At 70.0% G+C, this 17,771-nt stretch carries 14 protein-coding genes and 2 pseudogenes; 4 read left to right on the top strand and 12 right to left on the bottom strand.

From position 1 onward, the window contains the following. The first annotated feature begins 26 nt into the window (after positions 1-26). The gene (locus tag AVMA1855_RS17305) at positions 27-806 is read left to right on the top strand and encodes an enoyl-CoA hydratase (protein WP_284405319.1); all 780 of its coding nucleotides are present in this window, start codon (positions 27-29) and stop codon (positions 804-806) included. 57 nt (positions 807-863) lie between these two features. Here AVMA1855_RS17305 and AVMA1855_RS17310 read toward each other — a convergent pair whose 3' ends face one another. Further along, positions 864-1,814, bottom strand: coding sequence for a LysR family transcriptional regulator (locus tag AVMA1855_RS17310; protein WP_284426657.1), 951 nt, complete (start codon positions 1,812-1,814; stop codon positions 864-866). A gap of 123 nt (positions 1,815-1,937) precedes the next feature. Between AVMA1855_RS17310 and AVMA1855_RS17315 the strand changes: the two are divergent. Both AVMA1855_RS17315 and AVMA1855_RS17320 read left to right on the top strand, forming a co-directional pair. Further along, positions 1,938-2,834: pseudogene (locus AVMA1855_RS17315) on the top strand (MBL fold metallo-hydrolase); the annotation flags it as partial. Next, on the top strand, positions 2,828-3,559 hold the full coding sequence (locus AVMA1855_RS17320) for a DsbA family protein (protein WP_284426659.1): 732 nt from the start codon (positions 2,828-2,830) through the stop codon (positions 3,557-3,559). The pseudogene AVMA1855_RS17315 and the gene AVMA1855_RS17320, both read left to right, overlap by 7 nt. A gap of 31 nt (positions 3,560-3,590) precedes the next feature. Here AVMA1855_RS17320 and AVMA1855_RS17325 read toward each other — a convergent pair whose 3' ends face one another. The 10 genes and pseudogenes from AVMA1855_RS17325 to AVMA1855_RS17370 form a co-directional block, all read right to left on the bottom strand. Continuing rightward, positions 3,591-4,766 carry a CMD domain-containing protein gene (locus AVMA1855_RS17325; RefSeq protein WP_284426660.1) on the bottom strand — a complete coding sequence of 392 codons (1,176 nt, stop codon included), beginning with the start codon at positions 4,764-4,766 and terminating at the stop codon, positions 3,591-3,593. A 48-nt stretch (positions 4,767-4,814) separates the two neighbouring features. After that, positions 4,815-6,137 carry an acyl-CoA thioesterase/bile acid-CoA:amino acid N-acyltransferase family protein gene (locus AVMA1855_RS17330; protein WP_284426661.1) on the bottom strand — a complete coding sequence of 441 codons (1,323 nt, stop codon included), beginning with the start codon at positions 6,135-6,137 and terminating at the stop codon, positions 4,815-4,817. A gap of 3 nt (positions 6,138-6,140) precedes the next feature. Continuing rightward, entirely contained in the window at positions 6,141-7,721 is a 1,581-nt protein-coding gene (locus AVMA1855_RS17335; RefSeq protein WP_284426662.1) for an ABC transporter substrate-binding protein, read from the bottom strand. 65 nt (positions 7,722-7,786) lie between these two features. After that, entirely contained in the window at positions 7,787-8,851 is a 1,065-nt protein-coding gene (locus AVMA1855_RS17340) for an ABC transporter ATP-binding protein (protein WP_284426663.1), read from the bottom strand. After that, positions 8,848-9,891, bottom strand: a complete 1,044-nt coding sequence (locus AVMA1855_RS17345; RefSeq protein WP_284426664.1) for an ABC transporter ATP-binding protein — start codon at positions 9,889-9,891, stop codon at positions 8,848-8,850. Before AVMA1855_RS17345 ends, AVMA1855_RS17340 begins: the two co-directional genes overlap by 4 nt. Continuing rightward, the gene (locus tag AVMA1855_RS17350; RefSeq protein WP_284426665.1) at positions 9,888-10,814 is read right to left on the bottom strand and encodes an ABC transporter permease; all 927 of its coding nucleotides are present in this window, start codon (positions 10,812-10,814) and stop codon (positions 9,888-9,890) included. The genes AVMA1855_RS17345 and AVMA1855_RS17350 overlap by 4 nt, the downstream gene beginning before the upstream one ends. Further along, positions 10,811-11,785, bottom strand: a complete 975-nt coding sequence (locus tag AVMA1855_RS17355) for an ABC transporter permease (RefSeq protein ID WP_284426666.1) — start codon at positions 11,783-11,785, stop codon at positions 10,811-10,813. Before AVMA1855_RS17355 ends, AVMA1855_RS17350 begins: the two co-directional genes overlap by 4 nt. Positions 11,786-11,879: 94 nt before the next feature. Beyond that, positions 11,880-13,433, bottom strand: a complete 1,554-nt coding sequence (locus AVMA1855_RS17360) for a flavin-containing monooxygenase (protein ID WP_284426667.1) — start codon at positions 13,431-13,433, stop codon at positions 11,880-11,882. Next, a pseudogene (locus tag AVMA1855_RS17365) lies at positions 13,430-14,419 on the bottom strand (LysR substrate-binding domain-containing protein). Before AVMA1855_RS17365 ends, AVMA1855_RS17360 begins: the two are co-directional and overlap by 4 nt. A 184-nt stretch (positions 14,420-14,603) precedes the next feature. Beyond that, complete coding sequence (locus AVMA1855_RS17370) at positions 14,604-15,479, bottom strand: SDR family oxidoreductase (RefSeq protein WP_284426668.1); 876 nt, start codon at positions 15,477-15,479, stop codon at positions 14,604-14,606. 79 nt (positions 15,480-15,558) lie between these two features. On the opposite strand from AVMA1855_RS17370, the gene AVMA1855_RS26645 reads away from it, so the two are divergent. Next, a complete protein-coding gene (locus AVMA1855_RS26645) occupies positions 15,559-15,885 on the top strand; it encodes a winged helix-turn-helix transcriptional regulator (RefSeq protein ID WP_349817119.1) in 327 nt (108 codons plus the stop codon). 263 nt (positions 15,886-16,148) lie between these two features. Here AVMA1855_RS26645 and AVMA1855_RS17380 read toward each other — a convergent pair whose 3' ends face one another. Then, positions 16,149-17,603, bottom strand: a complete 1,455-nt coding sequence (locus tag AVMA1855_RS17380) for a DNA/RNA helicase domain-containing protein (RefSeq protein ID WP_502870345.1) — start codon at positions 17,601-17,603, stop codon at positions 16,149-16,151. Positions 17,604-17,771: the final 168 nt, after the last annotated feature.

The following is a 17,771-nucleotide window of genomic DNA, read 5'->3' on the forward strand; positions in this document are numbered from 1 at the left end:
ATCACAACGAGCAACGGAGATACCCCTTGGCCTACGAAGTCATCGAGGTCCGCATCGAGGCGGACAAGGTCGGCGTCATCACGCTGAACCGGCCCAAGCAACTGAACGCGCTGAACGACCAGCTCATGAACGAGCTGGGCGAGGCGCTGCAGGCCTTCGACGCCGACGAGAAGATCGGCTGCGTCATCGTCACCGGCAGCGAAAAGGCCTTCGCCGCGGGCGCGGACATCGGCGCCATGGCGCAGTACAGCTTCGCCGATGCGTACAAGGGCGACTACATCACGCGCAACTGGGAGCGCATCCGCTCCATCCGCAAGCCGGTGATCGCCGCGGTGAGCGGCTTCGCCCTGGGCGGCGGCTGCGAGCTGGCCATGATGTGCGACTTCATCATCGCGGCCGACAACGCCAAGTTCGGCCAGCCCGAGATCAAGCTGGGCGTCATCCCCGGGGCCGGCGGCACGCAGCGCCTGCCGCGCGCGGTGGGCAAGTCCAAGGCCATGGACATGGCCCTCACCGGCCGCATGATGGATGCCGCCGAGGCCGAGCGCGCTGGCTTGGTCAGCCGCGTCGTGCCCTTTGCCCAGCTGATGGACGAGGCCCTGGGCGCCGCGCTGCAGATCAGCGACTTCTCGCAGATCGCCGTGATGGCGGCCAAGGAATCGGTCAACCGCGCGTTCGAGAGCGGGCTGTCGGACGGCGTGATGTTCGAGCGCCGCCTGTTCCACGCGCTGTTCGCCACCAGCGACCAGAAGGAAGGCATGGACGCCTTCGTGAACAAGCGCAAGGCGACCTTCACCCACCAGTGAGGCACCCCGCCGCGCGGCCCCTGCCACGGGGCTGCGCCACCACCCCCGCCGCTGCCTTCAGCGGCTTTTTTTCGCCCGCGACGGCGCCTTGGCGGCCGGCACCGGCAGCCCGGCCTGCCAGTGCGCCGGATCGGCGAAGCGCTCCACCAGGAAGTCCAGCAGCGCGCGCAGCGCCGGCGGCACCTGCCGGCGCGAGGCGTACACGCCGTGCACGCCCAGCGTGCGCGGCGCATGGGCCGGCAGCAGCGCCGTGAGCCGTCCCTGCGCGATCAGCGGCGCGGCGGCATAGACCGGCTGCAGCGTCACGCCCGCGCCGTGCAGCGCGGCGGCCAGCAGCACTTGCGATTCGTTGGCGCTCAGGTTGCCGCCCACCGGCACCGCGATGCGCTCGCCCCGGTGCGTGAACTCCCACAGGCTGCGCCCGAAGTACGAATACGTGAGGCAGTTGTGCGTCGCCAGGTCCTGCGCACGGCGCGGCGTGCCGTGCGCGGCCAGGTAGGCGGGCGCGGCGCACACCACCGATGCGCATTCGCCCAGCGTGCGGGCGATGAGGTTGGGGTCCAGGTCGTTGCTGATGCGCACCGCCAGGTCAATGCGCTCCTGCACGAGGTTGACCGGCCGGGAATCGATGTGCAGGTCGATGGCCACCAGCGGATGGCGGCGCAGGAACTCGGCCACCGCGGGCGACAGCACCTCCTGCGCGAGCGACTGCGAACTGGCGATGCGCAGCAGGCCGCGCGGCACCTCGGCCCCCTCGCCCACCGGCACCGCCATCTCGGCGGCCAGATCCAGCATGCGCCGGCAGCGCGCCAGGGCCTGCTCGCCGGCCGCCGTGAGGCCCAGGCGGCGCGTGGTGCGGTGCAGGAGGCGGGCGCCGGCCCAGGCCTCCATCTGCGCGAGGTAGCGCGTGACCATGGCGCGCGACATGTCCAGCGATTCGGCGGCGGCGGTCATGCTGCCGCGCTCGGCGATGCGCACGAAGACATCGGCGGCGGTGAGGCGGTCCATATTCGATCGATCGATGCAACAAAGCTTTGCATGGTAGGGGGTTTTTCGGCCGATCCAGGCAACCTACGATCCAGCCCATTCCTTATTTCCTTTATCCAAACCCTCGCTGACCAGGAGCCCGCCATGTCCCGCACCCCCCGATTCCTTCGCACCCTGATCGCCGGCGCCGCCAGCCTCGGTTTCGCCGCCGTGGCGCTGGCCGCCGGCCCGCTGCAGCTGCAGGTGTACAACCCCGGCACGAAGAGCCTGTTCCCCGTGTCGTCGGAGCTGATCACGGGCGAGACCGAAGCCGTGCTGATCGACGCGCAATTCCAGCGCGACGACGCCCAGGCGCTGGTGGAGAAAATCCGCGCCAGCGGCAAGAAGCTGACCACGGTGTACATCAGCCACAAGGACCCCGATTTCTACTTCGGCCTGGACGTCATCCAAGCCGCCTTCCCCGCGGCCCGCATCGTCGCCACGCCGCAGACGGTGGCCGGCATCCAGGCCTCCAAGGACGGCAAGCTCGCCCACTGGGGCCCCATCCTCAAGGGCAACGCGCCCCAGGCCCTGGTGGTGCCCGAGCCGCTGCAGGGCGACACCATCACGCTGGAAGGCCAGGCCATCCAGGTGGTCGGCCTGAAGGGCCCGACGCCCGGCCGCACGGTGGTGTGGATTCCCTCGCTGAAGGCCGTGGTGGGCGGCGTGCCGGTGGCCGCCAACATCCACGTCTGGATGGCCGACACGCAGACGCCCGAATCGCGCCGCGACTGGCTCGCCACGCTTGACCAGATCGACGCGCTGCAGCCAGAGGTCGTGGTACCGGGCCACTTCGTGCAGGACGCCAGCGGCCGGGAGCCGCGCAGCACGGCCTCGGTGGCATTCACCCGCGGCTACGTGAAGGCCTTCGAGGAAGAAGCCGCCCGCGCCAAGGACTCGGCCGCGCTGGTCGCCGCCATGAAGAAGCGCTACCCGCAACTGGGCGAATCGTCTTCGCTGGAGCTGGGCGCCAAGGTCATCAAGGGCGAAATGAAATGGCCGCAGTGAACGCCGCCGCACCGTCTGCGGTGCTGCACTACGTCTTCGACCCGCTGTGCGGCTGGTGCTACGCCGCCGCGCCGCTGGTGCAAGCCGCGCGGCAGGTGCCGGGCCTGGCGATCGCGCTGCACGGCGGCGGCATGCTGGCCGGCCCCAACCGCATCGCCATCACACCCCGGTGGCGCGACCACGTGGTGCCGCACGACCGGCGCATCGCCCAGCTCACCGGCCAGCCCTTCGGCGAGGCGTACTTCGAAGGCCTGCTGCGCGACCCGACGGCGGTGATGGATTCGGAACCACCGACCACCGCCATCCTGGCCGCCCAGGGCCTGGGCCAGCGCGGGCTGGACATGGCGCACCGCATCCAGCAGGCGCACTATGTGCAAGGCCGCCGCGTGGCGGACGCCGCCGCGCTGCAGGATCTGGCGGCCGAACTGGGCCTGGACGCCGAGGCGTTCCGCGCCGCCTTCGCGCAATGGCAAGGCGCACCCACGCAGGCGCACTTCGCGGAAAGCCGCCAATGGCTGGCCCGCGCGGGCGGCCAGGGCTTTCCCACCCTGGCGCTGGAGCAGCCCGGCGCGCCGCTGCAGACGCTGGACATCGGCCCCTGGCTGGGCCAGCCCGAGGCCTGGAAGACCGTGCTGCGCCAGCACCTGAAGGCCGGGCGGACCGCCATCGCGCCGGCCGGCAGTGCCCTGGCCTGTGGCCCGGACGGCTGCGCGATCTGATGGCGGGCGGGCATCCCCTGCCCTGCGGTTTTCAGCCGGGGAACACCGGCTCGCCCAGGTTGAGCATCAGCCGGTTGGCCCAGGCGAAGATGGCCACGGCGTGCACGGCGTCGAGGATTTCCAGGTCCGACAGGCCGGCCGCGCGCAGCGGCCGCACCTGGTCCGCACCGAACGCGCCGGGCGCGCGCGTGAGGTCGATGCTGGCCTGCACGATGGCCTGCTCGCGCGCGGTGGTGCCCGCGCCCTGTGGCTCGGTGAACACCTGCACGATCACGTCGTTGCGCTTGGCCAGCTGCTCGAACCGCTGCGCATGCACCGAGGCGCAGTACACGCAGCCGTTCACGCGCGAGACCACGGCACTGGCCAGTTCGCGCTCGGCGCGCGACAGGCCGCCGGGCGCGTACATGATCGCGTTGAACACGATCGACCGCTCCTCCAGGATGCGCGGCTGGTGCACCAGCACGCGGTAGTAGTCGCTGGTCTTGGCCTTGGGGTGGCTGGCCTCGAGCACCGCCAGTTGCGCGGGCAAGGCCTGCGCCAGGTCCAGCACGGGCAGCCAGGCTTTCCACTCCAGCGTCTCGCTGGTGTAGCCGTTCACGCGCACGGGCTCGCCGGGCTTCGGGAGATTGGCCGGGTGCACGAACGGCGCGGCGGCCGGGGCCGGTTCGCCAGCGGCGGCGGCGGGCGAAGCCGCCGGCGTGCCGAGCGCCGCCAGGGCCTGCAGCCCCGCCACCACGCGCACCTGGTAGGCCACGAAGGCGATGAGCTGCGCCAGCGCCACCACGGCGGGCGTGGACAGGCCGGCGGCGGGCAGCTGCAGCAGCGCCTCGCGGTCGCCCTCCACCGGCCGCGCGGCCAGCAGGTCGGCAAAGCGCAGGATGGCCTGCAGGCGCGGGTCCTGCACTGTCGAATCGCCCGGGTCCAGGGCCGCGCGCTGCGCGGGCGTGAGGTCGGCCAGGCCCAGCAGCCGCGCCGTGTAGTGCGCCGCCACCGGCGCGCTGCCGGCCTGGGCGGCGATGGCCCGCGCCGCCAGCAGGCGTTCGGCCAGGGAGAGGCCCTCCAGCGCGGGATCGAACAGGCTGTCGTAGCTGCCCTGGGTGGCGGCGACCACCTTGTCGCGCTGGTGGCGCACGGCGTGCACGGGGTCGCCTGCGGTCAGTGGCACCAGGGTGTCCACCAGGTCGGGGGAAAGGGATGCATCGGTCATGGTCGGCTCCGGTGGGGCGGCCCGTCGGCCGCCAGGAATATCAGTGTTTTAGGGCTGCAGCACAGATTCTTCTATGGCAGCTTGCTTCAAAAACGATAGCACCTGCCGCCACGAGTGTTCGTCGGCCCAGGCGTTGGGCGCGGGGGCGCCGCCGCCGGTGCTGAGCCGGCCCGAGACCGGGTGGGCGTACACGGTCTGCGTGGTGGGCAGGTAGGGAAACAAAATCGAATGCCCCGCGCCCGCGTAGTCGTACTGCGCCACCGGGTGCGGGTGCGCATGGGCCTTCAGCCGCTCCACGACCATGCGGCCGTAGCGCGACGAGGGCCAGGAGCCGTCGTCCTCGGCGGTCAGCAGCAGCACCGGCCCGCGGATGCGCTCCACGCGGATGCGGGCGCGCTCCACGGCCTCCTCGTCCTGCAGCGCGGTGAGCAGCGCGTTGGCATGGCGGCGCGGCTCGGGTCCCTCGTCCCACGGCGCCCAGGTGGCCGTGCGGTTGTTCTCCCACAGGTGCGGCAGCGGCTGGCCGCGGAAGATCCACGCCGGGCCGTTGCGGCTGTCGGGGCCGTTGGCGGGGTTGCACGCGTTCTGCGCGCTGTGCACCACCGCGCCCGGCACGTAGCCGATGACGGCCGAGACCTGCTCCGGGAACAGCGTGCCCAGCAGCAGCACCAGCTCGCCGCCGCGCGACTGCCCACTCAGCGCGACGAAGCCGCCGCGCGGGCGCACCGTGCGGTGCAGCCAGGCGAGCGCGGTCTCGAAGTATTCGAGGTGCGTGTCCGAGATGTGGTCGGGCCGCCCCGGCGACTGGAAGTAGCCCAGCGCCAGCGCCGCGTAGCCGTGCGAGGCGTACAGCGCCGCACGCGGCTCGTTGATGCCCCCGCCCGAGCCGTTGAGCACCAGCACGGCCGGGTGCGGTCCCGGGCCCGGCGGCAGGAACAGCGTGCCCGACAGGCCCTCGTCGCGCACGTCGCGCCGCACCACGCCGGGGCCGACCAGGTGCTGCACGAAGCGGCCCGGGAGCTGCGCGCCGCCCGGCGCGCCGCGCTCCAGGGTGACCTCGGTGGCCAGCGGCGCGGCCGGGGTGCTGGCGAACAGCGCGCGCGGCGCCTGCCCGCCGTCGGGCACCTGCGACCACACCAGGCCCATGGGCGACACGCCGGCGTAGCTGCCCGACCGCGGCGCATCGCGCGACAGGTCCACCGTGCCCTGGGCATCGGCCTCGAAGACGGCCTCGGCGCGCCAGGCGACGCCCGGGCCGCGCAGGGTGTGGCTGCGCAGCGTGACGGTCTCGCCCGGCACGAGTCCGCTGGCCACGATGTGGCGCGGCACGTCGATCAGCGCGTCGGCGGGGGTGATGGTGAGCGCGGCCACGCCTTACTTGCCCACGCGGGTGACTTGCAGGGCGGTGGTGCGGTCGCTCAGGATCGGCTCGACCTTCAGCCCCTTCTTGGCCGCCCAGATGTTCTGGTAGTGGAACAGCGGGATCTGGCCCACGTCGTCGGTGACCAGCTTGGCGGCATGGCGGAACACGGCCTCGCGGCGGCGCGCATCGAACTCCACCGTGGCGGCATCGAGTGCCTTGTCCACCGCTTCATTGCTGTAGCGGCCCCAGTTGTTGGCGCCCCGGCCGCGCTGGGCGTCGGTGGTGGCCAGCGTCTGCAGCAGGCCGTAGCCGGCCTCTCCCGTGCCGTTGCCCCAGGCGATCACGCTGACGGCGAAGTCGTTCTTGTTGGCGCGGCTGGCATACGAGGCCCAGGGCAGCACCTCCACCTTGGTCTTCACGCCCGCGCGGCTCCAGAACTGGGCCACGGCCTGCACGGTCTCGGGGGCCTGCGGGTAGCGGTCGCCGGGTACGTGGATGGTGATCTGAAAGCCCTGCGGAAAGCCGGCCTCGGCCAGCAGCTTTTTGGCCTGCTCCACGTTGTAGGGAATGTCCTTGACCTCGGGGTTGTAGCCGAAGCTGCCCTTGGGCATCCACTGGTTGGCCTCGGTCACCGTGCCCTGCAGCACGCGGTCCACGATGGCCTTGCGGTTGATGGCCAGCGACAGCGCCTGGCGCACGCGCACGTCCCGCAACGGATTCTGCGCGAGCGGCTTGCCCGCGTTGTCGGTGACGAACTCGTTGGCGCCGGCCTTGAAGCTGGGCTGCAGCAGCAGCGCGCGCAGGCCGGGGTAGGTGTACACGCTCACGCTGGGCGTCTTGCGCAGCTTCTCCACGTCGGTCACGGCGACCTTGTCGATCACGTCCACGTCGCCCGCCAGCAGCGCGGCGGTGCGTGCCGCGCCGTTGTTGATGTAGCGGTAGTTCACCTTCTCCCACAGCGGCTTGGTGCCGTAGTAGCTCGCGCTGCGCTCGAACACCGTGCGGTCGCCCGGCACGTAGGAGACGAATTTGTACGGCCCCGTGCCCACGACGGCGCGGCCGGCGTTGTAGTCCTCGGTCTTGGATTTTTCGCCCACGTGCTTGCTCACGATGTAGATCGAGGCGATCTCCAGCGGCAGCATGGGGTTGGGCGTGTTGGTCTTGACGATGACGGTGTGCGCGTCCTTGGCCGTGGTCGATTCGACCGTGCGCAGCGCGCCCGCATAGGACGCCACGCTGCCGGGCACGTTGCGCGCGCGCTGGAACGAGAACACGATGTCGTCGGCCGTGAAGGGCGTGCCGTCCTGCCACTTCACGTCGGTGCGCAGCTTGAACTCCCAGGTCTTGTCGTCCAGCGTCTTCCAGCTGGCGGCCAGGCCCGGCTCCAGCTTGCCGCCGTCGCGCGAGTTGACCAGCGAGTCCCAGAAATGCAGCGCCAGCGAGCGGTCGCCCGCGTGGTTGTTGAGCTGCGGATCGACCGACGACACCGGGTCGGCGAAGCCGATGGACAGCGTGTTGCCGTTCTGCGCGAGCGCGCCGGTGCCGGCGAGCAGCGCGGCAGCGGCCAGGGTGGCGAGGCGGAAGGAAGTCATGGCGGGCCTTTCAGGAAAAAACGAACGGGATACGGCGGGGGCAACGGGCGTTGGACGGTGAGCGCTCAGCCGTCGTTGAGATGGCAGGCGCTCTCGTGCCGCACGGCGATGCCGCGCAGCCGCGGCACCTCGATGGCGCAGCGCGGCATGGCGTGCGGGCACCGGGGGTGGAAATGGCAGCCCGAGGGCGGCGAAATGGGGCTGGGGATCTCGCCGCGGATGGACGAAAAGCGCGTGCGCCGCGCGGCCACGCTCGGGATCTCGGCCAGCAGCGCCTGCGTGTAAGGGTGGTTGGGCCGGGCGAAGAGCTCCTCGACCGGCGCGCTCTCGACCACGCGGCCCAGGTACATCACCACCACGCGGTCGCACACGTGCTCCACCACGCCCAGGTCGTGGCTGATGAACAGGTAGGTCAGGCCCAGCTGGTCGCGCAGGTCCATGAACAGGTTGAGGATCTGCGCCTGGATCGACACGTCCAGCGCCGCCACGGCCTCGTCGCACACCAGCAGGCCCGGCTGCACCGCCAGCGCGCGGGCGATGCCGATGCGCTGGCGCTGGCCGCCGCTGAATTGGTGCGGGTAGCGGTGGCGCAGCGCCGGGTCCAGCCCCGCGCGGCGCAACTGGGCGCTCACGTAGTCATCGAGCCCGGCGGCATCGGTCAGGCCGTGCAGCAGCGCCGCCTCGCCCACGATGCGCGAGACACGCAGGCGCGGGTTCAGGCTGGCGAACGGGTCCTGGAACACCATCTGCGTGCGCAGCCGCGCGGCCAGCCGGTCGCGGCCGTTCAATGCTTCGAGCGGGCGCCCGTCCACCCGCACCTCGCCCTCGGTGGCCGGCAGCAGCCCGGCGGCGATGCGGCCCAGCGTGGACTTGCCGCAGCCCGACTCGCCCACCAGGCCCACGACCTCGCCCGCGTGCACCGCCAGGTCCACGCCGTCGACCGCGTGGGTGACGACCGGCGCTTTGGAAAGGCCCAGGCGCCGCAGCGCCCGGCCCACGGGGCCCGGCGGCGGCTGCTGGCCGAAGCGCTTGGCCACGCCGCGCAGCTCCACCAGCGGCGGGGCGGCGGCCGTGGCCGGGTTGGCGCCGCCAGGGCCTGGCGGCGAAAGAACGTCGCGAACCTCGCTCATGCCGCGCCCTCCGAAGCACCGGGATGGAAGCACCGCACCGCGTGCGCCGGGGCCTGGGCGCGCGGGTGCGTGATGGCCGGCGATACGCCGCAGGCGGCGCTGGCGCGTGGGCAGCGCGGCGCGAAGGCGCAGCCCGGCGGCATGTGCAGCAGCGACGGCGCCATGCCGGGAATCTGCCGCAGCCGCTCGCCGCGCCGGTTGGCGCTGGGCAGGCTGCCGATCAGGCCCTGGGTGTAGGGGTGCTGCGGGTGGTCGAGCACGTCGTCCACCGTGCCGTGCTCCACGATGCGCCCGGCATACATCACGGCGATCTCGTCGGCCAGGCCCGCCACCACCGACAGGTCGTGGCTGATCCAGATCAGCGAGGTGCCGCGCTCGCGCACCAGCTTTTGCACCTCGGACAGGATCTGCGCCTGGATGGTCACATCCAGCGCCGTGGTCGGCTCGTCGGCGATGACGAGGTCGGGCCCGTGCAGCAGCGCGATGGCGATCGCCACGCGCTGGCGCATGCCGCCCGACAGCTGGTGCGGGTAGGCCCGCAGCCGGTCGTCGGGGCTGGGAATGCCCATCAGCGCCAGCGTGTCGCGCGACAGGGCGCGGGCCTCGGCGGTGGTGGCGCGGCGGTGGACCTTGACGGCCTCGATCATCTGCGTGTCCACGCGCAGCACCGGGTTGAGCGTGGCCATCGGGTCCTGGAAGATCATGGCGATGCGGTTGCCCTGCAGCGCGCGCCGCTCGGCGGCCGGCAGCGTGGTGAGGTCGCGGCCCTGGAACAGCATCTGCCCGCCCTCCACGCGGCCGGGCGGATCGACCAGCCCCATGATCGAGAAGCCGGTGACGGATTTGCCCGAGCCCGACTCGCCCACCAGGCCCAGCACCTTGCCGCGCCCGAGCGTGAACGACACGCCGTCCACCACCGGCAGCACGCCGGCGCGGGTGTGAAAGCGCGTGCGCAGATCGCGCACCTCCAGCGTGGGAACGCCGGCGGGCACCGCGGCAGCGGACGCCGGGATCGGGGAAGACGATGCGGTGCCCATCATTTCTGCAGCCTCGGGTTGAGCACGTCGCGCAGCTGGTCGCCCACGAGGTTGATCGCGACGATGGTGAACAGCAGCGCCAGGCCGGGAAAGAAGCTGATCCAGTATTCGTTGGACAGCAGGTACTGGTAGCCGTTGGAGATCAGGAGGCCCAGCGAGGGCTCCGTGATCGGCACGCCCAGGCCCAGGAACGACAGCGTGGCCTCCAGCGTGATGGCGCGCGCCACCTGCAGCGCGCCGATCACCAAGAGCGGCGGCAGGCAGTTGGGCAGGATGTGCCCGGTGACGATGCGCCAGCCGGGAATGCCCTGGCCGCGCGCGGCCTCCACGTATTCGCGGCGCGCCTCCACCAGCGCCTGGCCGCGCGCCGTGCGGGCGTAGTAGGCCCACTCCAGCAGCACCAGCGTGAGCACCACGTTGCCCACGCCCTTGCCCACGTAGGCCAGGATCATCAGCGCCATGAGGATGGTCGGGAACGACAGCAATAGATCGACCACGCGCATCAGCAGCGCATCGACCTTGCCGCCCGCGTAGGCCGCGAGCAGCCCCACCAGCGTGCCGATCACCGCCGCCACCACGGCCGAGCCCACGCCCACCAGCAGGCTGATGCGCAGGCCGTACACGATGGCCGAGTACAGGTCGCGCCCCTGCCCGTCCGTGCCCAGCCAGTAGGTGAAGGTGCCCTCGGCGTTGGCCGCGCCGGGCTTCAGGCGCGCATCCAGCACATCGAGCTGCATCAGGTCGTAGGGGTTCTGCGGCGTGATCCAGGGCGCGGCCAGCGCCGCGATCACCACCAACGCCAGCACGGCCAGCGCGACGGCCGCGGTGCGCGAGCGCAGGAAATCCACCGCCACGCGGTACCAGATCGACCGGTCGTCGAAGCCCCGCGCCACGGGGGCGTCGGGCGAAACCACAGGCTGCGTCATGCCGCGCCCTCCACCCGGGCGCGCGGGTCCAGCAGGCGGTAGAGCACATCCACCACCAGGTTGAGCGTCACGAAGATCACGACCACCACCATCAGGTAGGCCACCACCACGGGGCGGTCCAGGCTGTTGATGCTGTCCAGGATCAGCTTGCCCGCGCCGGGCCACGCGAAGATGCTCTCCGTCACCACCGCATAGGCGATGGTCGAGCCCAGCTCCAGGCCCAGCACCGTGACGAGCGGAATCAGCGTGTTGCGCAGCACATGCATGCACATCACCCGCGCGGGCGACAGGCCCTTGGCGCGCGCGAACTTCACGAAGTCCTGCGGCAGCACCTCGCGCACGCCGGCCCGCGTGAGCCGCAGCACCAGCGAGATCTTGAACAGCGCCAGGTTGAACGCCGGCAGCGCCAGGTGCTGCAGGCCATCGAGCGTGAGGAACGACCACGGCACGCCGAACAGCTCGCGCGTGGCGCCGCGGCCGCTGGCGGGCATCCACCCCAGCTGCACGCTGAACACCATGATGAGCATCAGCGCCACCCAGAACGCCGGCAGCGAAAAGCCCGCGATGCTGACCGCCATGAGCGCCTTGGACACCGCGCTGTCCGGCCGCATGCCGGCATAAAGCCCCAGCGGCACGCCCAGCACCACCGCCAGCACCAGCGCGGCCAGGGCCAGCTCCAGCGTGGCGGGCAGGCGCTGCAGGATCAGGCGCACGGCGTCTTCCTGGTACACGAAGCTCTTGCCCAGGCTGCCGTGCAGCGCGCCGTCGATGAAGGCCAGGTACTGGCGCCACAGCGGCTGGTCGAGCCCCAGCCGCGCGATGGCGGCCAGGCGCTCCTGCTGGTTCATGTCGTCGCCGATCAGGATGTCCACCGGGTTGCCGATGGCGTGCAGGCCCACGAACACGATCACCGTCATGGCCAGCACCACCAGCAGCGCCTGGCCCAGGCGGCGCAGCAGCCAGCCGGTCATGGCCGCGGGGCCGCGGGCGGCCGCGAGCGCTTCAAGGCAAAAAGGCCTCCAGTGCAATATCCACTAGGGCATATAGCTATTATTTTAATAGCAATCATCGCGTGACCTCCGGGACGCTTTCGGGGAGGGCCGGGGCGCTGGCGGCCGGCGAGGCGCCCTCGGGACCATAGGCCGAGAAGGCCGCCGGCGTCCATTCGTCGCCGTCCAGCTCGGGTTCTTCGTAGCGCTGCATGGCCGCGTAGTGCAGCGCGGCGTCGTCGGCCAGCAGGCGGGCGGCCAGGCCCCGCGCCAGGCGCTGGGCGCCATCGCTGATCTGCGGGATGTCGCCCGCGCCCGCGCCCTGCGACAGCGCGCCGCCGTAGTTGAAGCAGTGCACGCGGTCCAGGCCTGGGCAGGCGCCGGGCGCCTTCTCCTGGAACTCGAACAGCGGCCCCAGGTCGGGCGAGGCGGCCAGCTCGGCATCGTCCTCGCCGGCCGGCGGCACGAAGCGGTCCTGCCACAGGCGCACGGCCGGCGCGAACGCGGCGAACTCCGGGCGCAGCGCCCAGTCGGTGCGAAAGCCGGTGCAGAAAACCACGAAGTCGGCGGCCAGCGGGCCCTTGGCGGTCTCCAGGCGCAGCGCGCCATCGGGCCGCACGGACGCGCCGTGCACGCCGGCCCCCAGGTGGAAGTGCGCATTGGCGTGGCGCGACACGCGCAGGGTGCTGCCGTGCGGCGGCGGCACCTGCTGCACGTTCAGGTAATGGCGAAAGCGCCACTTCCATTCGTCCGGCAGCGACCAAAAGCCGTGTGCCATGCCAGGGTTGCCCGCGCCCTTGCCCTTGTTCACGCGGGGCAGCTCGGCGCGGCGCACCAGCAGGTCCACACGCGCGGCGCCGGCCTCCAGCGCCGTGGCGGCCGAATCCATGGCCGAGGCCCCGCCGCCCACCACCGCCACGCGCAGGCCGCGCAGCGCGGCGCCGTCCCACACATCGGCCGAGTGCGCCCAGCGGCCCGCCGGCAGCGCCCGCGCCCAGTCGGGCACCCAGGGGCCGCCCAGGCCGTCGCGGCCCGTGGCCAGCACCGCATGGCGGGCCAGCACGTGGTGGGGCGCGCCGCCGTTGGCATCGTCGGCCAGGTCAATCCGCACCAGGCCGTCGGCGCGCGGATGCACGGCCAGCACGCGCTGGCGGTTGCGCACGTCCAGGCCCAGCACGCGGCGGTACCAGCGCAGGTAATCCATCCACTGCAGGCGCGGGATCTTGTCGAGCGCCGCCCAGGCCGGCAGGCCGAACTGCGATTCGAACCAGGCGCGGAAGGTGAGCGCCGGCAGGCCCAGTGCGGGCCCGGTCAGCTCCTTGGGCGAGCGCAGGGTCTCCATGCGCGCGGTGGTCGCCCAGGGGCCCTCGAAGCCCTCGGGCGCACGATCGAACAGCGGTGCCTGCACACCCATGTGCGCCAGCGAGGCGCCCAGCGCCAGCCCGGCCATGCCGCCGCCGACGATGGCCACGTCCAGCACCGGCTCGCCTGCCTCGGTCAGCCGCGGCGGCACCCAGCGCCGCGCGGGCAGGCCCAGCCATTGCAGGTCCTGGCGCAGGCGCGCCTCCAGGGCGGCGAGCCCGGCGGGCGCGGGCGCAAGGGTGGAATCGGTGGGGGTGGCAATCGTCATTCGGAAACCTCGGAAGCAGTGGGGCCGGCATCGCCGCCGTAGAGCGCCTGCAGCAGCGCGGCATGCGCTTGCGGGGCGTGTTGCACGAAGCCCGGCAGCGGCCGGGCCGCCTGCAGCAGTGCATCCGCCACGGCCTGGACCTGCGGCGTGACGGGCTGCGCCTGGGGCGTGATGACCCCGAAGAAAAAAGGAATGTCGGTGTCCAGCGGCCGCACGGCCACGCCGTCGCAGGGCAGGCCCAGCGCGGTCAGCGGCTCCAGCACGGCCACGCCCAGCCCGGCGCGCACGGCGGCCTGGGCGTTGACGGACGAATTGGTCTCGATCGCATCGCGGCGCGCCAGCCCCGGCTGGCCGACCTGGGCCAGCGCCCGGTCGATGCGCCCGCGCAGGCGAAACGGATTGCTCAAGGTGATGAGTCGGCGCTCGGCCAGCGCGGCCAGCGGCACCACGGCCTGGGCGGTGAGCGGGTCATCCTGCGGGAGCACGGCCATGCAGGCGGTCTGGGCGATCCAGTGCACCTGCAGCCCACGGTGCTCCAGCGGCAGGCTGGTGGCCCCCAATTGCACCGCGCCCGTGAGCACGGCATGCACCACCTCTTCGGGCGAGGTGCTGCGCAACTAGATGGCGGCGCTGCCGGTGTGCGGCTCGGCCAGCCGCAGCGCCTGGGGCAGCAGGCCCACGGCCAGCGCCGAGGTGGCGGCCAGGCGCAGGGGGCGGGCCTCGCCGCGCGCGATCTCGGCGGCGCGATCGCGGATCTGCCGCAGGCCGCCGAGCGCGCGCTCCACATCCTCGTACAACAGAAAGCCCTGCTCGGTGGGCGTGACGCGCGGGCCGCCGCGGGCGAAGAGCGCATAGCCGATCTCGGCCTCCAGTTCCTGCAGCGAGCGGCTGACGGAGGGCTGCGAGCGGTCCAGCAGGCGCGCGGCCGCGGTCACGCTGCCGGTGGACATCACCGCGGCGAAGGCTTCGAGCTGGCGCAATTCCATGGGCTTGATTTCATGCGTTTTGTGAAATCATGAGGCCCTTGCATGCGAATTACAAATACTTTGACCACATATGCAAATGCCGAAGGGGCGCAAGCGGGGGCTTGACGCTCGCCTTCGGCAACGCCCGGCCGTGTGCGACCGGCCGGGATCTACGCGGGGGTGGGGGTAGCCTGGGCCTGCTAACTCAGGATTTCAGGGCTTCGCTCACCGACGCCGCCAGAGGCGTCGTGGGCCGGCCGATCAGCGCACTGAGCTGGCGACCGCTGTCGAACAACGCACCTTTGGCAGCGCTGGCGTCGCTTTGCGCGAGCATCTCGGCCACAGGCGCAGGCAGCCCCACCTGCACCAGCAGGTCGCGGTAGGCGGCTTCGGGCATGTCCTGATAAGCCAGCGGCTTGCCGGCTTGGCGTGACACTTCCTGCGCCAGCTCGGCCCGGGTGTAGGCATCGTCGCCCGCGAGTTCATAGACCTTGCCGGCATGGCTGTCCTTCGCGGCCAGCACGGCGGCGGCCGCGGCGGCGTAGTCGTCCCGCGACGCCGAAGCGAACCGGCCTTCGCCCGAGCTGCCCACCAGCACGCCGCGGCCGAGCGCATCGGCAATGCCCATCAGATTGTTCTCGGTGTACCAGCTGTTGCGCAGCAGCACGAAGGGAACACCCGACTCCTGGAGCAGCACCTCGGTCGCCAGATGCTCTTTCGCCAAGCCCAGCGGAGACACGTCGGCATGCAGCACGCTCGTGTAGGCGATCAGTTGCACCTTTGCCCGGGCTGCCGCGCTGATGACATTGCCATGCTGCGCGACCCGGCTGCCGACCTCGCTGGACGAAATCAACAGCACGCGGTCGATGCCCTGCAGCGCGGCGTCCCAAGAGGCCGCATCGCCGTAGTCCGCCTGGCGCAGCTCGATGCCTGCGGGCAGCACGGCCGAGCTTTTCTCCACGTTGCGCACCGAGGCCACGATCTGCGAGGCCGGCACCCGCGTGAGAAGCTGCTGGATGACGAGGCGGCCAAGCTGGCCATTGGCACCGGTGACGAGCAGGCGAGGGGAAGAAGTGGACATGCAAAGATCCTCTGGGTATGGATTGGAGAGGAGGTCTATATTAGGAACCGCCCCAACTTCCACAAGAAGGCAGCTTTTCATGCCCTGGTTACCTGACGCTCACCCCCCTGCCCCGGCCGCCCCCGAGGCCCTGGAAGCCCTGGCCGCCACCCAGGCCTGGATGCGCGAGCGCCCCGACGGGCTGGACCTCGGCCAGTGCCCGGTGCGCGACGTGCTGGACCACATCGGCGACAAATGGACCACGCTGATCCTGCTGACGCTCGCCCCGGCCCCCTTGCGCTTCGGCGCACTGCAAAGGGCCGTGCCCGACATCTCCAAGCGCATGCTGGCCCAGACCCTGCGGTCCCTGGAGCGCGACGGCCTGCTGACCCGGCACGTCTTTCCGACCAAGCCGCCCAGTGTGTAGTACCGGCTGTCGGCTTTGGGGCAGTCGGTGCTGGCGCCGCTATCGCAGTTGCTGCAGTGGGCGGACGAGCATCACGGGAGCATCCGCAGCGCTCGGGAAAGGTACGACGAAGAGGCGTTGGGGAAGCAAATACCGGCCATGATGGAAGCGCCAGCGGTGTAAGTTCCTAGGCATGCACCTGCCATGCCTCGGGTCACAGGCATGCCGGTCGAGCGAACTGCACTGAGGGTCGGTTAGTGTCCATAGACGTACGTGTTCTAACTTTAGGCATTGGGGACCTCCAACACCATTAGCATTTCGGCGACCACCGCAAATCCCTCTTCGTCGCGCCCCACGTGGAGGACGATCGGTTCGAAGCCCGGTTGATCGGAGTCGGGGCTTAACGTGATGCGCTCATGTGTCAACTCACCACTATCGTTTGGAGCCTTCTTGCTCGAGTAGAGCTTGACTGTATACCTGCCGCCCGTCTCCGGATCGGCGAGATCGCGATGCTGGACGACTACGACCTTTCCCTGGCGGGTACCACTCGGATTGCTACGAAAAAGACACCATGCACCGCTCGGAATGCGTCGGTTCATCGACTCGCCAATTACCTGCGCGACGAATAGGCCAGGCTGAGGACGAACCCAGTCGGGTAGCGCCACCCAATCGGTTGCTTGTCCTTCGAAGGCCTGAATGTCTGAAAATGATCCTGCGGCGAAGCGCAAGTCGATGACGGGCGCGGAAGCGATTCCAGCGAGTCTCTCTTCCGGTGAAACACGCTTCAGAGGAATCACATTAGACGCTGTGGCCGCCTCCACCTGGGCAATCCGGGCCTTCTTCTGCACATTCGCGACACTCGGAGCCGATATCAGGCGCGAGCGCAGATACGCAGCCAGCGATGCATCAGCGCAATACACGTAGCATCCCTTCATGCCGCGAGTCATCAGGGTTCTGTACGTGTTCTTGACGATGGCGTCGGCCAGCACCCTTGCCCGGTCCGGATACTCGGCCATCATTTTCTTAAGACCCCTGACCGATTGGTCAGAGGAGGCTCGCTTCGTCGCATCGGTCACAATTCGCCCATCGCGATAAATCAGATCGGGCCCGATGATGACGCCGACGTAGTCCAATTCCAGGCCTTGACAGGTGTGAATGCATCCAACCTGTTCGACAGATCCAGATTTCACGATCCACAAACTTCCATCGGTGCCGAGATTCCAGCGACGTTGATAGTCGAATTCGGGGAGCTCGATATCCCATGCCTCTGGATTTTTCTTGCTCGGCCACTCCCAGCAGTAACCGGCGACGACACGTGAACGATTGTTCGATCTGTTTTTCAGTGCAATGAGTGCGTGTAGATCGGAAGGGCTATCGAAGACTCGGAAGTCGTACTCGCCCGTGTCAAGAATCGGATTCGCAGTCTCACGAATGTCGAAGGTGTCGTCGAGCCAAGCAAGGTAGCCGTCGGATCCGTTGCACCGGAACTGTGACGAAAGCTTCAACTCAGTGACCTCGGCGTCGAGATCAAACGCGTGCCGACGTAGCTCCTCGGAGTTTCCGATGTCGAGCAAGGTGACGCGCTGGTCGTTATCAACGAAGAACACGGTACAGCGAGCAGACTCAATTAGCTCCCTTATTTGGTTGCTGCCGAGATTGCGATAGAGGCCGCTTTTTTCGTTGAGCCGATGCGCCTCGTCGACGACGAGTGTGTCGTAAGTATCGGGTGCCAGATTCACAAATGCGCCTGAACCACTAAACAGGTTACTGATGCGTGTCTTTGGGCTTCCCCCGGTTTCCCGGACACATCGAATGACATGATGTGTTTAGGAGGCAAACATGCCAAGGACGAGAAGAGCATTTACGGACGAGTTCAAACGGGAAGCGGTGAAGCTGGTGAAGCAACC

Source organism: Acidovorax sp. SUPP1855 (genome assembly GCF_030158955.1).
Classification (GTDB): Bacteria; Pseudomonadota; Gammaproteobacteria; order Burkholderiales; family Burkholderiaceae_C; genus Paracidovorax.